The sequence below is a fragment of the Yinghuangia seranimata genome (assembly GCF_029953285.1).
GTDB classification, from domain to species: domain Bacteria; phylum Actinomycetota; class Actinomycetes; order Streptomycetales; family Streptomycetaceae; genus Yinghuangia; species Yinghuangia seranimata.
Genome location: NZ_JASAOI010000004.1, coordinates 19,738 through 36,621, shown reverse-complemented (window position 1 = coordinate 36,621; position 16,884 = coordinate 19,738). Strand labels below are relative to the sequence as shown.

Annotated in this window: 11 protein-coding genes; 6 read left to right on the top strand and 5 right to left on the bottom strand. The window is 71.1% G+C overall.

Annotation, left to right across the window (positions count from 1 at the left end):
* Nucleotides 1-25 precede the first annotated feature (25 nt).
* On the top strand, nucleotides 26-625 hold the full coding sequence (locus QI554_RS02405; RefSeq protein ID WP_281465257.1) for a hypothetical protein: 600 nt from the start codon (nucleotides 26-28) through the stop codon (nucleotides 623-625).
* Nucleotides 626-1,020: 395 nt separating this feature from the next.
* Here QI554_RS02405 and QI554_RS02400 read toward each other — a convergent pair whose 3' ends face one another.
* Nucleotides 1,021-2,196 carry a lactate 2-monooxygenase gene (locus QI554_RS02400; protein WP_281465256.1) on the bottom strand — a complete coding sequence of 392 codons (1,176 nt, stop codon included), beginning with the start codon at nucleotides 2,194-2,196 and terminating at the stop codon, nucleotides 1,021-1,023.
* Between the two features lie 172 nt (nucleotides 2,197-2,368).
* Between QI554_RS02400 and QI554_RS02395 the strand changes: the two genes are divergently transcribed.
* Both QI554_RS02395 and QI554_RS02390 read left to right on the top strand, forming a co-directional pair.
* Nucleotides 2,369-3,391 (top strand): Lrp/AsnC family transcriptional regulator, encoded by a 1,023-nt coding sequence (locus QI554_RS02395; protein ID WP_281465255.1) that lies wholly within the window; start codon nucleotides 2,369-2,371, stop codon nucleotides 3,389-3,391.
* Between the two features lie 113 nt (nucleotides 3,392-3,504).
* On the top strand, nucleotides 3,505-4,707 hold the full coding sequence (locus QI554_RS02390) for an MFS transporter (RefSeq protein ID WP_281465254.1): 1,203 nt from the start codon (nucleotides 3,505-3,507) through the stop codon (nucleotides 4,705-4,707).
* A gap of 55 nt (nucleotides 4,708-4,762) precedes the next feature.
* Here the strand turns inward: QI554_RS02390 and QI554_RS02385 are convergent, their stop codons facing one another.
* Together QI554_RS02385 and QI554_RS02380 are read right to left on the bottom strand one after the other, a co-directional pair.
* On the bottom strand, nucleotides 4,763-5,473 hold the full coding sequence (locus QI554_RS02385) for a TetR/AcrR family transcriptional regulator C-terminal domain-containing protein (RefSeq protein ID WP_281465252.1): 711 nt from the start codon (nucleotides 5,471-5,473) through the stop codon (nucleotides 4,763-4,765).
* Nucleotides 5,474-5,526: 53 nt separating this feature from the next.
* A complete protein-coding gene (locus QI554_RS02380) occupies nucleotides 5,527-6,717 on the bottom strand; it encodes a serine hydrolase domain-containing protein (RefSeq protein ID WP_281465250.1) in 1,191 nt (396 codons plus the stop codon).
* A 504-nt stretch (nucleotides 6,718-7,221) separates the two neighbouring features.
* Here QI554_RS02380 and QI554_RS02375 point away from each other — a divergent pair.
* The 3 genes from QI554_RS02375 to QI554_RS02365 all read left to right on the top strand — a co-directional run bounded on the left by QI554_RS02375 (nucleotide 7,222) and on the right by QI554_RS02365 (nucleotide 15,174).
* Entirely contained in the window at nucleotides 7,222-11,106 is a 3,885-nt protein-coding gene (locus QI554_RS02375; RefSeq protein ID WP_281465248.1) for an NHL repeat-containing protein, read from the top strand.
* A 79-nt stretch (nucleotides 11,107-11,185) separates the two neighbouring features.
* Nucleotides 11,186-12,853 (top strand): hypothetical protein, encoded by a 1,668-nt coding sequence (locus QI554_RS02370; protein WP_281465247.1) that lies wholly within the window; start codon nucleotides 11,186-11,188, stop codon nucleotides 12,851-12,853.
* The gene (locus QI554_RS02365) at nucleotides 12,850-15,174 is read left to right on the top strand and encodes a pentapeptide repeat-containing protein (protein ID WP_281465246.1); all 2,325 of its coding nucleotides are present in this window, start codon (nucleotides 12,850-12,852) and stop codon (nucleotides 15,172-15,174) included. The genes QI554_RS02370 and QI554_RS02365 overlap by 4 nt, the downstream gene beginning before the upstream one ends.
* Here the strand turns inward: QI554_RS02365 and QI554_RS02360 are convergent.
* Nucleotides 15,149-15,712 (bottom strand): hypothetical protein, encoded by a 564-nt coding sequence (locus tag QI554_RS02360; RefSeq protein ID WP_281465244.1) that lies wholly within the window; start codon nucleotides 15,710-15,712, stop codon nucleotides 15,149-15,151. The two genes, QI554_RS02365 and QI554_RS02360, sit on opposite strands and share 26 nt — an antisense overlap.
* A gap of 633 nt (nucleotides 15,713-16,345) precedes the next feature.
* Nucleotides 16,346-16,789: a hypothetical protein gene (locus tag QI554_RS02355; RefSeq protein ID WP_281465242.1), complete on the bottom strand. Its 444-nt coding sequence runs from the start codon at nucleotides 16,787-16,789 to the stop codon at nucleotides 16,346-16,348.
* Nucleotides 16,790-16,884: the final 95 nt, after the last annotated feature.

Genomic DNA, 16,884 nt, shown 5'->3' with positions numbered 1-16,884 from the left:
AAACGGACTATTGGAGGCGCGAAGAGTGACGACCGAGACCGAAGGCACCCGCAGCCGGGCCGCCGCCAAGGCGCCCAAGAAGTCGGCCGTTGCCCGGCCGAAGGCGTCGCGCAAGAAGACGCCCGCCAAGCCCGCTGCTCAACGGGGAGCGTCAGGCAGCAAAGCGGCAGCCGGGAAACCCGCGAAGCGGGCCACGAAAACGGCGACCGGCCCGGCATCAGGCGGCAAGGCAGCCGCAGGAAAGAAGTCGGGGAAGCGGTCGACCGCGGCACACCGACAGGCCTCGCCCGGTCCGGCAACCGCGGACCGGGCGAAGCCGCAGAAACGGACCACGGCGGGAACGCCGTCGTCGACGTCGAAACCACGGCCCGACCGGGACGCCGACACCACCCCGGTCGAGCACGCGGCGGAAGTCGCGGCGCAGGCGGTCGCCCTGCCCATCGCGGTCGCCCAACGCGTCCTCCCTGCCAAGGGCGGCCTGCCGCTCTACCTGGGGCTGGGTGCTCTCGGCGTCGTCGGCGTGCTGGAGTGGCCCGTGGCCGTCGGCATCGGCGTGGGGTACGCGGTGCTGCGCCGGGGAGGCGCCTTCGCCCGACCGGCCGCCAACGCCGCCCGCTCCAAGTAGCCCCACCTCCGTCCCGCGAGCCCGTCCCGGCAACGCCGAGGATCCCGGCGGCGCTCTGAGGCACCCGGTGCCGCCGGTCGGTCACCGGCCGACCGGCGGCGTGAGGACCGAGTCGACCGGTCTACCGGCGGGCCAGGACGGTGTTCGTCATGGAGGGGTCCATGCCGAGGGTGAGTGAGGCGACGACGCCCCTTTCGATGTCCTGCAGGTCGCGAAACGCTCCGCGCTGACCCAGGTGCCGCCGAAGGCCCCACGCGCGCATCGGATCGTCACCCCGGGCACGCTGACGCGGTGGCACCGGCCTGGTCGCCTCGCGGTGGCGGCAGCCGCGTCCGCCGGGCCGGCCATCCCTTCCCCCCGGTAGCCGGGTTTTCGACCAGCACAGGCAGCGTGGATCAGTTGCGCCTGGGCGACGAGACGTACTGGAGCGCCTCGGGCACCAGGTCGGCGAGGGTGGGGTATCCGTCGACGGCCATGATCAGGTCGAGCTCGGCCAGGATCGCGCGCAGGACGTGGACGATGCCGTCGGTTCCGCCGAGGGCGCATCCGTAGGCGTAGGGGCGGCCGATGCCGACGGCGGTGGCGCCCAGGGCGAGGGCCTTGACGGCGTCGGCGCCGCTGCGGACGCCCGAGTCGAAGAGGACGGGCAGTCCCCCGGCCGCCTGGACCACGCCGGGCAGGGCGTCGAGGGCCGGGAGGCCGCCGTTGGCCTGGCGGCCGCCGTGGTTGGAGCAGTAGAGGGCGTCCACACCGGCGTCGCGGGCGCGGCGGGCGTCCTCAGGGTGGCAGATGCCCTTGAGGATCAGCGGCAGGTCGGTGAGCGAGCGGAGCCAGTCAAGGTCGGTCCAGGTGAGCGGATTGCCGAAGACCTGCGTCCAGTGGAGGATCGCGGCCCCGGGGTCGTCCTCGGGTGCGCGGTCGAGGCCGGCCCGGAAGACCGGGTCGGTGAAGTAGTTGCTCAGGCAGTGGCCGCGCAGTTGGGGGAAGTTCGCGGTGGCGAGGTCGCGCGGGCGCCAGCCGGTGACCCAGGTGTCGAGGGTGACGACGATGCCCTGGTAGCCCGCGCGTTCGGCGCGCTGCACGAGGCTTTCGGCGAGGGATCTGTCGGTGGGTGTGTACAGCTGGAAGAAGCCCGGAGTGTCGCCGAGTTCCGCCGCGACGGTCTCCAGGGGGTCCACGGACAGGGTCGAGGCGACCATCGGGACGCCGGTACGCGCGGCGGCGCGGGCGGCGGCCAGGTCGCCGTGCCCGTCCTGCGCGCACAGGCCGATCACACCGATCGGGGCGAGGAAGACCGGGGCCGGCCAGGTCGCGCCGAACAACTCGACGGTCAGGTCGCGCTGCGAGGCGCCGACGAGCATGCGCGGGATCAGTCCCCAGTCCCGAAAGGCTGCCGTGTTGGCCCGCTGCGTGTGCTCGTCGCCCGCGCCGCCCGCGACGTAGGACCAGACCGAGGGCGGCAGCGCGGCCTGCGCCCTGGCCTCCAGTTCCGCGAAGTCCATGGGGAATTCGGGCACCACGCCGCCCAGGCCGTTGAGGTAGATCTCGTTCTGGTAGTCGCCGTACGCCATGCGGACACCCGATTCGTGGTCACGGTTCGTCGTTCCCGTCCGGCGGAGGTGCCGGTCGAGGGTGACCAACGTCGGACAGCACGGATGGATCCGGGGCTGATTGCAGGTTCCCGGTAGCCTTCCGTCTCCAGACGCAGGAAACCAAGCATCAGATCGGAAGGCCGTGGTCGGCATGCTGAGCGAAGCGGACCTCGCTCTCGTCCACGCGTTGCAGGTGCGGCCCCGCGCCTCGTGGACGGACCTGGCCCGCGTCCTGGACGTGGACCCGGTCACGGTCGCCCGCCGCTACGGCCGCCTCGCCGACCGGGGCGAGGTCTGGGTCGGCGCCTCGCCCGGCCCCAGGCTGTTCGACCAGCTCTGCGTGGCGTACGTGGAGATCGACTGCACGGCCGGCTCCGCCGCCGGGGTGGCCGCCGTGCTGGGGCGACACCCCCAGGCGGTGACCATCGAGCGGCCCGCGGACACCCACCGTCTCCTCGTCACGGTGGCCACCGGCGACGTGGCGGCCATGTCCCGCTACACGCTCGACGTCCTGTCGGCCGTACCGGACGTCGCCGCGGTGCGTTCGAGCATCGTCAGTCACATGTTCACCGAGGGCGGCCGGTGGCGGATCGACGCGTTGGACGCAGGGCAGCGTTCCCGCCTGGCCGCACCATCCGGTTCAGGGGGCGACGACCAGGCCGCCGGCTCGCACGAGATCACCGACCGGGACCGTGCGCTGCTCGGGCTGCTGTCCGTGGACGGGCGCGCCTCCTACCAGGCGTTGGCCGACGGCTTGGGCACGACCGCGCCGACCGTCCGACGCCGTGTCGACCAGTTGGTCCGGCTCGGCCTGTTCCGCTTCCGGTGCGACTTCGCCCGCCCGCTCGGCGGGTGGCCGGTCGCCGTCACGTTCCGGGCCTCGGCGCCCGTCAAACATCTGTCCGCCATCGGCCACGCGCTGGTCAGGCTCCCGCAGGTGCGCAACTGCGCGGCCGTGACGGGCGACCACAACCTGCTGGTCCAGGCCAGCCTGCACACGGTCGGCGACATCCTCGCGTTCGAGGGGCGCCTGGGCGACGTCCACCCGGACGTGGTCGTCGCGAACCGCACGGTGTCCATGCGTCACGACAAGCTCCTCGGGCGGCTCCTGGACCGGGAGGGCCGGTCGGTCGGCGTCGTGCCTCCCGACGTGTGGCGCGAGCCGGCTGCCTGACACGGACCGGCCACCGCGGAACCAACCCCCGCGCGGTCTCTGGTCGTCTCTATTCAGAACCAGTGGTGACAGCTATGGTTCGTAAATCTTTCCGCAGCTCCCCGGAGGACCAGATGAGTCGCGGCACAACCGGCGCGGGAACCGTGCTGACGGCGGCGGTGGGTACCGCGCTGATCACCGGCAGCGCCATGGGGAACGTCGGAGGCACCGTGATGCCGGTGCTGCTCGACGGGTTCGGCCGGCGGTTCCACCTGTCCGACAGCGCCTGCGGGGCGGTCGCCGCGGCACAGCTCCTGGCCACGGCCGTCGCGGCGCTCCTGCTGTCCCGCCGGGCGATGCGGCCGGGTCGGGTCCGCATGGCGCGGTGGGGATTGGTCGCGGCGGCAGCCGGTCTCGGCGCGGCCGCCATGGCGCCCGACGTCGCCGTCCTGGTCGCGGCCAACGTGGTCGCGGGTGCGGGGCTGGGGGCGGCGTTCGCCGCTGCCGCCGCGGCGATCGCAGCCACGCGGGACAGCGAACGGGCTTCGGCGGTGGCCGTGTTCGGGAGCACCGTCGTACTCGCCGCGTTGTTGATAGCGGTGCCGCAGGCGAACGCGTTGTGGGGCGGGGCGGCCGGCTTCGCGGTGGTCGCCGCGTGCTGCGCGCCGGCGTGGTGGCTGGTGCGCGGGTTGCCGGAGGGCGCTGAGCCGCACCCGGAGCACCTCCCGGCCGACGCGCCGCCCTGGTGGTTCCTCGCGGCGGTGACCCTGCTGGCTGTGACCGACCAGGGCGCCTGGTCGTACGCGGGGGTCCTGGGCGAGCGGCACGCCGGGCTCTCCTCGGCCGCGGTCTCCGCGGTGCTGGCCGTGGCCGGCCTCGCCGCACTCGTCGGCGTGACCGCGACCGCGGTGGCCGCCCGCCGCGTCGGGCGGGTGCCCACCATGCTGGTCGTGCTGGTCGCGGAGGCACTGGCCAAGCTGCTGGTCGCGGCCTGCCCGCACGCACCGGTCTACGCGGCGGCGACGGTCGTCTGGCAGGTGTGCTACGTCGGACTTCTGGTGCAGACCCTCGGCGTCGTCACCGCCGCCGACCCCAGCGGGCGCTGGGCCGCCGCGGCCGCCGGGGCGCTGGCGATCGGCACCGGAATCGGTCCGGCCGCGGTCGGCGGGGTTCTGGAGGCGACGGGCCCGACCGTGCTGGGCCTGACGCTGGCGGCCGCGACCGGCGTCGCCGCCGTCCCGTTGCTGCGCACCGCCCGTCACGTCGGGGCCGCGGGCGGGCAGATGGTCGAGCCGCAACCCGGCGTCGGCGAGCCGGCGCCGGCCGTCGCACGCTGAGCGGCCTCCGGGACGTGGGGCACACTTCCCGAAGACCGCTTGGTCGGTCAGGTATTCACCGGCGCGCGGCGCGTGCGCGAAGCTCGACGGCGTCGAGGATCAGGCCGAGCGTCGTCTCGAACTGGTCGTCCTCGTCGGCCTCGGCCAGATACGGGGCCACCGCCGCAAGGTCCGGATACCGGGTCGGCGACACGGCCAGGTACTCCCGGCGCCAGGCCATCCGGTCGCTTTCCCGGGAGGCACTGTCGAGCGCGGCGACGGCGGCCTCGTACGACGCCAACGCCATGGCCGTGTCCACCAGCGACCGGTAGTAGCGGGCGGCGTCGCGGTCCGCGAAACCGGCCCGGCGCAGAGCGCCGACGACCACGTCCGCGCCGCGGAACTCCGCCGCCCGGCTCGAGACGCGGGTGCCCACGAGCACCGCGACGTGCGGATGGGCCAGGCAGGCCGCCCGCACCCGGCGCGCCAGCGACTCCAAAGTCTGCCGCCAGTCGTCGGACGGCACGAAGCCTTCCATGGCCTCTTGGATCAGCCGCTCGGCAAGCCCGAGCAGGATCTCGTCCTTGCCCGCGAAGTGCCGCAGCACCGCTGTGTGGTTGGCCCCCAGGTCCGTGCCCAGACGACGCAGCGTCAGCGCGTCGGGCCCCTCGCGCTCGACGAGGGCGAGCGCGGTGTCCAGGATCAGCTGCCGGTTCAGCGACGTGGACGGCGGACGGCCGCGTCGGGCCTTCGCCTTCGGCGCGGCTGCGGCCCCGGATTCCGTCATGGCGGCCATCCTATCGACCGTCACAGCGGAACCCGGGGCCGCCGGTGAGCCGCTCAGCGGCCCGCGTCCAGGTGGGAGACGAGCGCGGTCAGCGCCGCCACCGTCTCGGCCTCCCGCTCGAGGTCCTCCGCCGTGGACCACGCACTGGTCTTGACCACCACCACGTCCGCCTCCGGGTCGACCCAGAGGAACTGCCCGTGGATGCCCAGCCCGGTGAAGGCCCGGTGCTCGCCGCCCAGCGTCCACCACTGGTTGGCGTACCCGTACCACTCCGGGACCTCCGGCCCGAGTGCCCCGGCCTCCAGATGCGCCAGGCCCGCCCCGCGACCGCGCTCGACCCACGCCTCGGGCACGATCTGCCGCCCGTCCACCGCTCCGCCGCGCGCCATCAGCAGGCCCAACCGCGCGATGTCCCGGATCGCCGCGTTGAACGAACCGCCGCCCAGCGCCGTGCGCGGACGCCCGCGGGTGAGGAAGTAGTACGCGTCACGCTCGGCCCCGATCGGGCCCCACAGCCGCTCCGCCGCGTACCGGGCCAGCGACATCCCCGTCGCCGATTCCAACACCCAGCCCAGCACTTGGCTGTCCATGGTCGAGTAGTTGAACACCGTCCCCGGCTTGGCCACGGTCGGCACCGCACGCAGCACGTCCAGGATCGACCCGCCGCCCATGACCGCGCGCTCGAAGCGCGCGATCGCCCCGTCCGGGTCGGTGTAGTCCTCCACAAAGCCCGCGCCGCTGCTCATGTGGAGCAGGTGCTCGATCGTCGGACCGTCGTACGCGGTGCCCGCCAGCTCCGGGCGGTAGGAGACCGCCGTCTCGTCCACCGACGCGATGGCGCCCTCCTCGAGCGCGATGCCGACCAGCATCGAGGTGACCGACTTGGTCACGGAGAACAGCTGGAAGCGGGCCTGCGGCGAGGCGAATCGCCCCGGATAGCACTCGTGCACCAGCGCTCCGCGGTGCACGACCGCGAACCCGGTGGTGAACGTGCGCTTGTGCAGGTCAGCGAGCGTGCGCCGCGCGCCGGCGTAGTCGTACGTGAACTCCTCGAGGCCGCGCGGCTCATGGGGCAGCAGCCGCGGCCGCACCGCGCGCGGCACGGTCTCGGTCGGCAGCAGGGCTGCCGTGTGCGTGAACGTCCACTCGTTGAACGGCCGCGACGTCGCAACCTCGGCCTGATGCCGCCACAGCCAAGCCGCCCCGGCCGCGACACCTACGGCCGCCGCCCAGGCAGCCGGCATGCCGCCTCGGACTCCTCTGTTTGTCCGCACTCCGGACCTCCGACAATCGCACGGGCCATAATTTTGAACCAATGGTGACACCGTCGGTTCTTCCGACGCAAGGACGAGCGGCTACCCCTGGTGGTCGAAAGCGGCGGCGCCCGCTCGCCGCGCGCTGGCGGCGTCCCGGCCGATCCGGCCGCGCCGGCCACGGATATCCGACACGCCGCCCGACCTGCGCGGATGAAATCGGGCACCCCCAGATGGAGTAATCCGATTGGCGAACCGATCTCACCTGTTCGGACTATGGAGGAGAGGTTGTAGGGATCGCCCAGAGTGCCCATGAGGAGCTTGTCCACGTTCTCGCGGCGCCGTGGTTGAGACCTCCCTTGCGGAACCCAACTGCCCGACACCGCTACCGGCCGTGTCCGCGGCGCCTCAGGAACGACGTCAGTGGGCCTCCAGGCACCTGTTTGTGCCTGGCTCCGTGCAGGTCGTGTCGGCGACGAGCCGAGGAGACCCCCCATGACGCTGTTCCACTTCGACCTGCGGCACCTCGACACGACCGACGGTCTGGAGGTGGAGGTGCTGGGCGCCGCCTCCTTCGAGCTCCGCGGTCACGACGACGCCACCCGGTCGAACGCCGTGTCCGCCAACCCCGCGCTGGCCGCGCTGCCGGACTCGGCGCGCGAGGCGTTCACGCACTACGCGGACGTGCCCGACGAGGAGTTCGCCACTCCGGCCGTACGATTCGTCCGGGTGATCGAGCCGGCGCCCCCGGGTGTGCACCTGGCCGAGGTCAAGCTGATGGCCGTCCACCTTCCCGAGGGACACCTGCGCGCCTTCTACGCCAAGCAGCTGCAACTCGCCAAGCAACCCGTCGAGCGGCTGCGCGCGTTCCACCGTGCCTCGCTCGTCGACCGCCCGCGCCTGCACTCGGCCAAGCTCGCCTCGCTCGGCATGACCGCGCTGCCCGACGACCCCGAGGAGGCCATCGGCACCCTCGTCGCCGCCCAGAATCTCGTGACAACGCTGGACACCGCGGGCGCGCTCGTCAGCCACCATCCCGAACTGGCCAACATCCAGGGCTACACCGCGACGATCATCCTGAACGACCACATCCTGCCCGACCCGGAGGTCGATCCGGACCAGTACAACGCGATGCAGGTGCTGTCCCAGGCGATCGCGGCGTCGCCGTCGTGGTCACCGGTGGTGCGCTGCACCGACAAGACCGGGGCCCCGATGTCGGCCGGGTACGACCTCACGGACGCCCAGGGCGGCTTCACGACCGGCCAGCCGCTGTACACCTACACGCTGGACCCCAACGTCGACGCGGCCGCGCAGCCGTGCACGGGCGGCGCGCGCAAGACGGCGCTCGACGACATGCGGCTCTCCGGCAAGACCTGGGCGCCGACCCCGGGCACGAGCGTCATCGACCAACCCGCGCCGGACCCCCGCGCCTTTGCCACCACGGCACTGGGCGACGTGTCGTACAAGTGGACGGTCACCGAACGCACCGACCACCACGGCGTCGGGGTGGACCCGCGCTCGATCGTCGTCGACGACAAGGGCACCTTCTCGATCGACGCCTCGAACCAGTACCTGCGCACGCTCTACACCGGCTACCAGCTGATCGACGACAAGGAACGCCCCATCGGGGACAAACAACTCCTGTACTCGATCTCCGCGACCAACACGATCATGGGGATTCCGACCTGGACGGACCCCACTCCCTTGCGGCTGCCGCTGGGTAAGGCGAGCGGCGTGCAGCTGTACTTCGGCAGTCTCGGCACCACCGACTGGGACCCGGACGTCAGTTGGCGCGGCGCGCTGCTCACCGGTCTGTGGCAGTACGGCGTTCCGACCGTCCTGCTGATCGCCGGCACGGCGTTCACCGACAGCAAGCTGTTCAACAAGATCGTCAACGACCCCGATCTGCTCGCCTCGACCCTCGCCGTCGGGTTCGGCGTGGTGGGCGGCGGCGTGGCGACCGCGTCGGCGCTGACGAACACCAAGAAGATCCTGACCGCCTGCGCCGACGCCGTGCTCACCCTGGTGGTGCAGAAGGGGCTCGAAAAGCTCGGCCAGTGGCTGCTCACCAAGGTCGGCAGCGGTGCGATCTCGTCGGCGTTCGGCCCGGTGGGCTGGGTGCTCAAGCTCGCCGCAGCGGGTCTGAACTTCGAGGAGATGATGGTCACGACCGGCCAGGTGCTGTCGTCGCCGGCGTGCATCACCGTCACCGCAAAGCGTGCCATCGACGTGACCCTCACGCTCCACCCCGACCCGGCGCACGGCGAGGCCGGGCGCCCCGAGACCGCGGTGTGGCCGGCCGTCGCGACGAAGTACGTCGCCACCCTGGAGTACCGGGACGGGACGAGCATTCGGCTGCAGGACGACCTGCCCACCACGACCAGCAACGCGCCGATCCCGCTGAAGTTCTCCGACGTTCCCGCGGGCGGCGATTTCCGGATCTTCACGGGCGTCTACAGCAAGAACGGCTGGCTCGCCGGGTCGTGGCAGAGCGACTGGCGTACCGCGACGCCGACGTCCGGCACCACGCTGCCACTGGGCGACCAGAAGATCACGGAGAACCTGGTGCCGCTCGCGGCGGACACGCAGTACGTGTTCAAGGAACGGGTCGTCACGGACGGACACGCGTTCACGTGGGTGGCGGGCGGCCTGCCGCCGGCGACACCGGTCACCTCGCTGGCCTGCGGCAGCGGCGGGACGCTGTGCGAACTCGTCGGGATGAGCATCAACAACAGCGCGTTCCAGATCGGGTACGCGTGGCGGGCCTCGGGCCAGGGCCTGTCCCCCGACAACCCGAGCGCTCCCGTGTCCGACGCGCAGTTGTACGCGGTCCAGAACCTGTCGGTGCTCGCGCAGCCGGGGTCGCAGCTCAAACGCTCTGGCATCGGCCTGACCGACCGTCCGGCCATCGCCTACACACCCGTAACCAACAGCAACGTGATCGACCAGACGAACTTCGTCGTCGATCCGCGCGGCGGCAACATGAACCTGCGCAAGGTCACGCTCAACGACCAGCGCACGACCTTCGGGCTCGAGGACCCCGGACTGATGAGCTGGGGCTCGCTGCCGATGGAGAACGTCGACGCCGCGGCGATCCACTCCAGCAGCACCGTGGTGGCGTGCTCGTGGCAGACCCAGAAGCTGATGCTGCTGAGCCTGCCGAGTGCACCGTCGCCCGACGGCCAGGCGCCCACCGCGCTGATGGTTTCCGGTGAAGGGCTGCGGCAGGGGCTGCTGCAAGGTCCGCGGGCGCTGGCAACGGCCCCCGACGGGCGGATCCTGGTGCTGGAGACGGTCAACCGCCGCGTCCAGGCGTTCGACACGAAGGGCAACGGCGTTCCCTCGTTCACACCGCGACCGTCCCTGCTCATGCTCGACACCGCCGCGATCGCCGACGAACTGACCAGCGGCTCGGTCCCCGAGGTCATCCAGGCCGCGTGGGCGGCAGCGGGTCTGACGACCAGCGGTTCGCTCGACCGCTCGTTCTCGGCCCAGCTCGACACGGGCGCCTTCAAGCCGGCCAACGACCCGCTGATCCAGGCGCTCTCCGAACAGGGCGTGGACCTCGCCTACGACCCGGACAACATGACCGACCCGACGTCCAGCGCGCAGATCAAGGTCGTGGACGCCGGCTCGGCGTGGACGATCACCGACCCGCGCGGGTTCGCCTGGGGCATCTCCGCCACGGACGGAACGCTCGTCATCAACCGGCGGCTGACGAAGGTGCAGATCACCACCGAGAAGACCGGAGAGCAGTGGCTGATCGTGGACCAGACGGCCCTCGACGCCTGGCGGCTCACCGCGTCCAGCGGCACCCCGGGGAAGACCGAGGTGCGCGCGTGTCTGACCTACTTCCCGCTGCAGCCGGCGCGCGTCGGGACGATCACGTACCTGGACATGGCCGTCGAGGCGCAGGGATACGTGTACGTCCTGAGCTACCGCGACGACGGGTCCAAGCCCGAGCACTACATCCTCGACATCTACGCGCCCGACGGCACGTTCGTGGTCCGGACGCCGGACCCCAGTGTCACGCCGTCCCCGCAGAACGTGGTGGCGGGGCGGATCGCGATCGACATCTGGCGCAACCTCTACGCGCTCACCTACGAGACCATGCACGGGCCCGGCCCCCAACCGGGCGTCGCGCACTGGACCCCCACACCGCCGCTGTTCACGCTGTCGCTGTCCACGCAACCGGACTTCAACCAGCGGAACATCGCCGCCGTCATCCGCGACTTCGCCTCGCAGGGCGTGCGGCTCTCGAACCAGGCGCTGATCGAGGTGGTGGACGCCGACGGCGCCTGGACGGTCAAGGACGGCGCGGCCGTCTATCACATCTACCGCAGCGGTGACGGCCTGCAGGTCTACGCCATTCCGGCGTGATCGGGAGACGTTGACATCCAGGCGCTGTCACGCGCCATCGGACAGGACCAGCGACCACGCGTTGGTCACGAGGAGAATCATGCAAGCGCTATCCCTTGCCATCGGGCCCGCGGGCATCACGTACTTCACCCAGCAGCTCGTCGCCCAGCAGATGACCGACGAACTCGCCCGGATAACGCCGCCGGACCGGACAATACCGATCCCGCCTTTCACCGTGGGGGGCTTCGGTTACTCGGACAGCTACAGCAACGTCGCGATCGTGCTGTCGAACGGGTCACTGTCGGGGTTCGCCCCCAAGAGCGGGACGGTCGTCCAGAAATCAGGCGGGAAGTTCGACCTGACGCTGCAGGCGCAGGCGTTCACCGCGCACTACAAGTGGCACGAGTCCTACAGCGACTACTCGTGCGTCGCCGGCGACATCGGCCCCGTCTGCAACTGGATCAACGGATCCGACGACTACCCCTACGGACCGGTGTTCGGCAGCCTGACCACCGTGGTGACGCTGGGCTTTCAGTACAACGCGACGAGCAAGACCTACGACGTCGTGCTGGCCGGCACACCGACGACGAGCACTGCGGGCGTACAGCCCAACGTCCCCGGTCAAAGCGTGATCCAGACCCAGGTGGGATCCTGCTTCAGCTCGCATGTCAGCGACGCGACCGCGGCGTCGGTCTCGGCGATCGACTTCTCCAAACCGATCGCGGACGTCTTCCCGCCGCTGATCAAGTCCATCGCCGGGAGCGGTCATCTGACGGACGACATCACGTACGACTTCGGGGTCGGCGACTCCGGGATGAGCTTCCCCGGAGACGCCGGCATCGCCATCGGGATCACCGGCTCCGTGAGCTACAAGGGCACCCCGTACCCCGGCACGCCGCCGACCGGGCTTCCCGTGCCGCCTCCGCCCACCGACAGCCACCATCTCCAGACGTACGTCTCGAACTACGAGCTCAACGCGCTGTACTGGGCGTTCTACCAGGCCGGTCGCCTGACGTTGACCATCAACGCGACCGACCTCCCGGACCCGGACGCCCTGCACTGCAAGACCTACGCCAACTGGATCAAGTCGCTGAAGCGCTACTCCGCGTTCGCGATGCGGGCCGACATCGCGCCCAAGGCGCCGCCGACGGTCTCGTTCCAGAAGGTCTGGGTGCTCAACACAGCGGCCATGCAGACCCTGCAGGCCAAACTCCCCGCGAACGTCTACACGCTGCTGGGCGGGCTGGCGGGGAACGGCTACGTGACCGAGGGCGCGTTGGACGGCGACCTCCAGGACGCCGGGATCAACCAGCAGTACTGGCCGACGATCACCCAGGCCGCGTACGCCCCCGGCATGGCTCTGGCACAGAGCATGCGGTTCACGCTGACGATCCTCGACGGTGAGCCGGAGCAGCCGAACATCGTGTTCGACCTGACCCGCACCGACATCCTGCAGAACCTCGGCCTGGGCAAGACGCAGGCCGCCGGATCGGACGCCCAGACCCTGATGTTCGACTTCCTCCACGCCGTCTACGACGCGACGTTCGTGTCCTCGACCGTGCCGGACTTCGACGGCAGCGACTTCGGCGACAAGCTCTGGCCCACGATCGGCGAGATCGCGTACGACAAGGAACTCGCCGCGATCGGCCACACCGGCACCCCGCTGCCGATCATGAGCGGCTTCCACTTCCTCTTCGACCAGGCCCAACTCAGCATCCAGGAAGGCTTCGTCTCGATCCTGGCCAACGCGGCCTTCACAAAGCCATGAACGGCGTCCCCAGCGGGGCGGTCGGGATCTTCGCGGGAAAGACCGTCTTCGGATCGACCGGCGGCGCGCCGGCGAGATACCTGACGGCGTACGCGATCAAACGCCCGGGGAAGGAGCCGCTCTGGTACCCGGGCATGGCCGCCACCGCGGCCACGCCGACCGAGAGATGCATCCTGTACCAGCGTGCGGACGGATCGATCGCGCTTCAGCTCGCGAACCTGATGTGGGTGGCGCTCGACGAGAGACTTGGCTGGCTCACCACCACGCAAGACCCGGCGCGGGCCGCGTCGTTGACACTCGGCGGCTCTCCCCCGGGCAAGACCTGGACCGTCGCCGCCTCCGGCGGCCCGGCCGTCGTGTCGTACACGGTCGGCAGCGACGCGCCACTGCTGACGATCAACGACGGAGCAGGCGCGTACGACACGTTCGCGCCGACGACCGTCACCCCGTCGCTCGCCGCCATCGCCGCGACCAGGTCCTGCCCGGAGGCGGACCTCGCCGACGTCGACCTGCGCGGCGCGGTGCTCGACACCGTCAACCTGCACAGGGCGTCGTTGGACCGCGCGCAACTCGACGGCGCGAAACTGGCGTCGTGCACCCTCGACCAGGCGAGCTTCGACGGCGCGACGCTCGGATCGCTGAAGCTCGACGGCGCGGTGCTCGACTCGGCGCACTTCGTCGATGCCGACATGACCGGCGCGGCCTGGGGAACACCCAAGTCGGCCAAGGGGATTGTGCTGACGAACTGTCACGCGCGCGGTGCCGTGCTCGGCGGGCCGCCTCCGGCGCTCGACTGCGCCGGTGCCACCCTCTCCGGCGGCGACTTCCGCGGCGCGGACCTGCGGACGTTGTCGCTGCCGGGGGCGTCGGCGCAGGGCGCGCTCCTGAGCGGCTGCCGACTGGACAACGCGGTGCTCGACGGCGCGGACCTCACAGGTGCGATCGCCGACGGCGCCACGCTGACCTTCGCGTCCCTGCGTGGCACCGTCGCGCAGGCCGCCTCGTTCGCGCGCGCCGACCTGTCGCACGCCGACCTCACGCGCGTGCGCATGGGCGCGAAAGCGTGGCTGTTCACCGTGCCGGCGGCGATGGCAACGGACTTGGACACGAAACCGTACGCCCAGCCCGCCCTCGTCACCGCGTTCGCGAACAGCGGCGTGCGGATCTCACCGGAAGATCCGGTGCGCGTCGTGGCCCCCGGGCAACGCTGGCAGATCACCGACCCGCGCGGGCTGTACGACCTCCTCCTCAACCAGACGCCGGCGATCGACGTGTTCAACGCCGACCCGAACCTGCGCCCCGCCGTGCTCCGCGGCGCGGTGTGTCTGCAGACCACCGCGGCCGGCGCGAGCCTCGCCGGAGCCGATCTGCGCGGTGTGCTCTGGCACGCCAAACCGGCAACCCTCGCGCACGCCGACCTCGAGGACACCGCGCTGAACGGCGCCTACCTGGCCGGCACCGACCTCACTCAGGCGCGCGTGGCGGGAACGGACCTCAGCGACACGGTGCTGGTCGGATCGCTGTTGCGCGGGTGCGTGTGCGGCCCCGGCTCATCCAAGCGCGCGGTCTCGATGGAGGGCGCGCTCCTGCACGGGACCGATTTCACCAGCGCGTCGCTGCTCACCACGCTGCTGGTCGACGCCGCGGTCAGCACGCAGCGGGGCGTGCCGCTGTTCCGCCTTCCGCTGTCCGCTCGCGCGAACCTCACGAACACCGGACTGCCGCAGCTCGCGCCGCTGTTCAACGCGGCCAAGCGCCCGCTCGGGAGCGGGCCCACGGTCACCCAGGTCCAGCAGTGGCTGCTCGACAACTCCGCGGATCCCACGCCCGGCATGCCGCGCGGCTACCGTGTACGGCCGCTGCAGGGGCAGTTGGCCGTCTACGACGCGGCGGGCGGCACCGTGCTCTTCTACCTGCCGATGAGTCAGCAACCGGCTCTGCAGCAGGCGAAAGCCCCGCAGTCACTTGTCGACGCCTTCGCGCAGGCCGGCCAGTACACACTGGCCCTCGGCGCGCCGATCACGCCGCAGCCCTACTGGGACATCATCGTCGGCTCCGGCGCGACGGCGACGAGCGTGGCGACCTATACGCGCCTGCGCGTCTTCGCCGACCCGGACGCGCTGCCGGTGTACGGCGCGGTCCTGGTGACCCCGCACGCCTGGCCGACCCAGCCCGACGCGCTCGCCTTCGGGCCGACCATCGCACTCGAAGCCGCGTTGAACCCCCAGTCGATCGGGCCCAACGGCACTCCGCGCGCCTGGTACGACGCGGGCCTGATCACCTTCGACGAGCTGCTCACCGCGGTCGCCGGTCAACCGTGAGACTCGCCGACGGTGTGAGCACCACGGGCGATGGGGTTGCGGCCTTGCTGAGGAGCAGGCGGTCACGCAGGTACGTCCACGATTCGAAGGCGCGGGCTGCCGCGTAGGCCGGGGAGGCCGACGTGAAGAGCGCGGCGACGGCCCCGACGCCCGTCAGCCGGGCCAGGTCCACGAGGGTGGCGTCCACGGTCGTGCAGACCTGGTGCATGGCCTTGCAGGCGTCGATGTCGGGCGGTCCGCCGAGCGAAACCAGCGGACCCTGCACCGACGTGCTCAGCACCCCGTGCACGTGATCGATGACAAGACGCTCGATCCGCACCTTGCGCGTGCCCTTGAGGTCCGCCGCGAGCACGGTCAGCGCCTTGTCGAGCACGGCGTACATGGTCCGCATCTCGGTCACCGTGCGCGTGTCGGGAGACCTGCCCCCGCGTACGACGAGCTCCAGGGTCGCCTGCAGGTTGCCGAGCAACGCGCGCAGGTCCCGCACGGCCGTGAACTGGGCGTCGGTCATGCCGCCGGCCGGCGACGGGACGGGCACGAGCGGGAAGGCGACCCGGTGGTCGCCGTCCGCGAACCAGCGGAAGGATGGTCCAGTGGCTGTACGGGCAGAGGCCGGTCCCGATCCCGACGAAGCCGCGGTCCTCGGCGAACGCGCTGTCGAGGAGGGTCAGGCAGTGCAGGACCGGGTTGTAGGAGGCCATTTCCCGCTCGGCGTCCTTGTCGAGGGTGGCCGCCTTCGCGCGGCGCACGATCAGGCAGTCCACCAGGGCCCTGCGGTCGGGCTCCGGGATCTTCGCGAACGCCTTCTTCAGTTCCAGGAGTTCGCGTAACGTCCAGCGGCTGGCCTCGACTTCCTCGAAGCCCTTGAGCCCGAACGCCGCCATCAGCTCGGCCTTGAGCCCGTCGACGCCGGCCCCGGCCTCCGTCGCCGGCGGCAGGGCGGTGGATTCGAAGCGCACCCATACGGTCGGGCCCGCGGTGAAGACCAGGCGGGCGTACAGCTTGCGGCCAAGGCCCGGCACGGAGACGACGACACTGCTGTACGTCCCGATCCGGCCTCTGACGAATCGGAACGCGGCGCGGGCGGCGTTGTAGAGCCACGCCAGTTCCTCGCGGGTGATCGTGTCCATGTGGTCGAAGCGGACACGCTTGACACCCTCGTCGCGCAGCATCACCAGCGACATGGCCAACGGAAAGAGGGCGAGTGCCTTCGGGTCGTCGGCGACCCGGAGTTCGCGCCCTCGACGACGATGTTGAGCGGACACAACATGTAGGGGGCGCCGTCGGCCACCAAAGGCTCGGTCGTGCCCGAGTTCGCGCGGGCCAGCGCGACCATGACGGAACACTGCTCCGCGCAGACGTCGGTCACGACATCGAGTGTGTCGTCGGAGGGCGCGTCCCCCGTGAGCCGGTCCCCGACGTCCTTGACGAGGATCCAGTGGACCGACTCCAGCGCCACGCACTCGATCGCGGCCGCGTCGTTCGCGCGCAGTTCGAGGATGAGCCCCCGGAGCCGCTCCTCGATGATCTGAAACGCGGCCGCCGAGGGATTCTTGACCAGCTCGCGCAGAAGCCCGGCGATCTCCCGCAGCAACGCCCGCTGCTTTTCGTTCACGGCAGCATCCCCCAGCCCCCGGGTCGCCGGCCCCACACCGGCTTCGCCAGGCTAGGTGACGCCAGGGGGTCGACGGAGCGTTTCGTCCGTCAAAG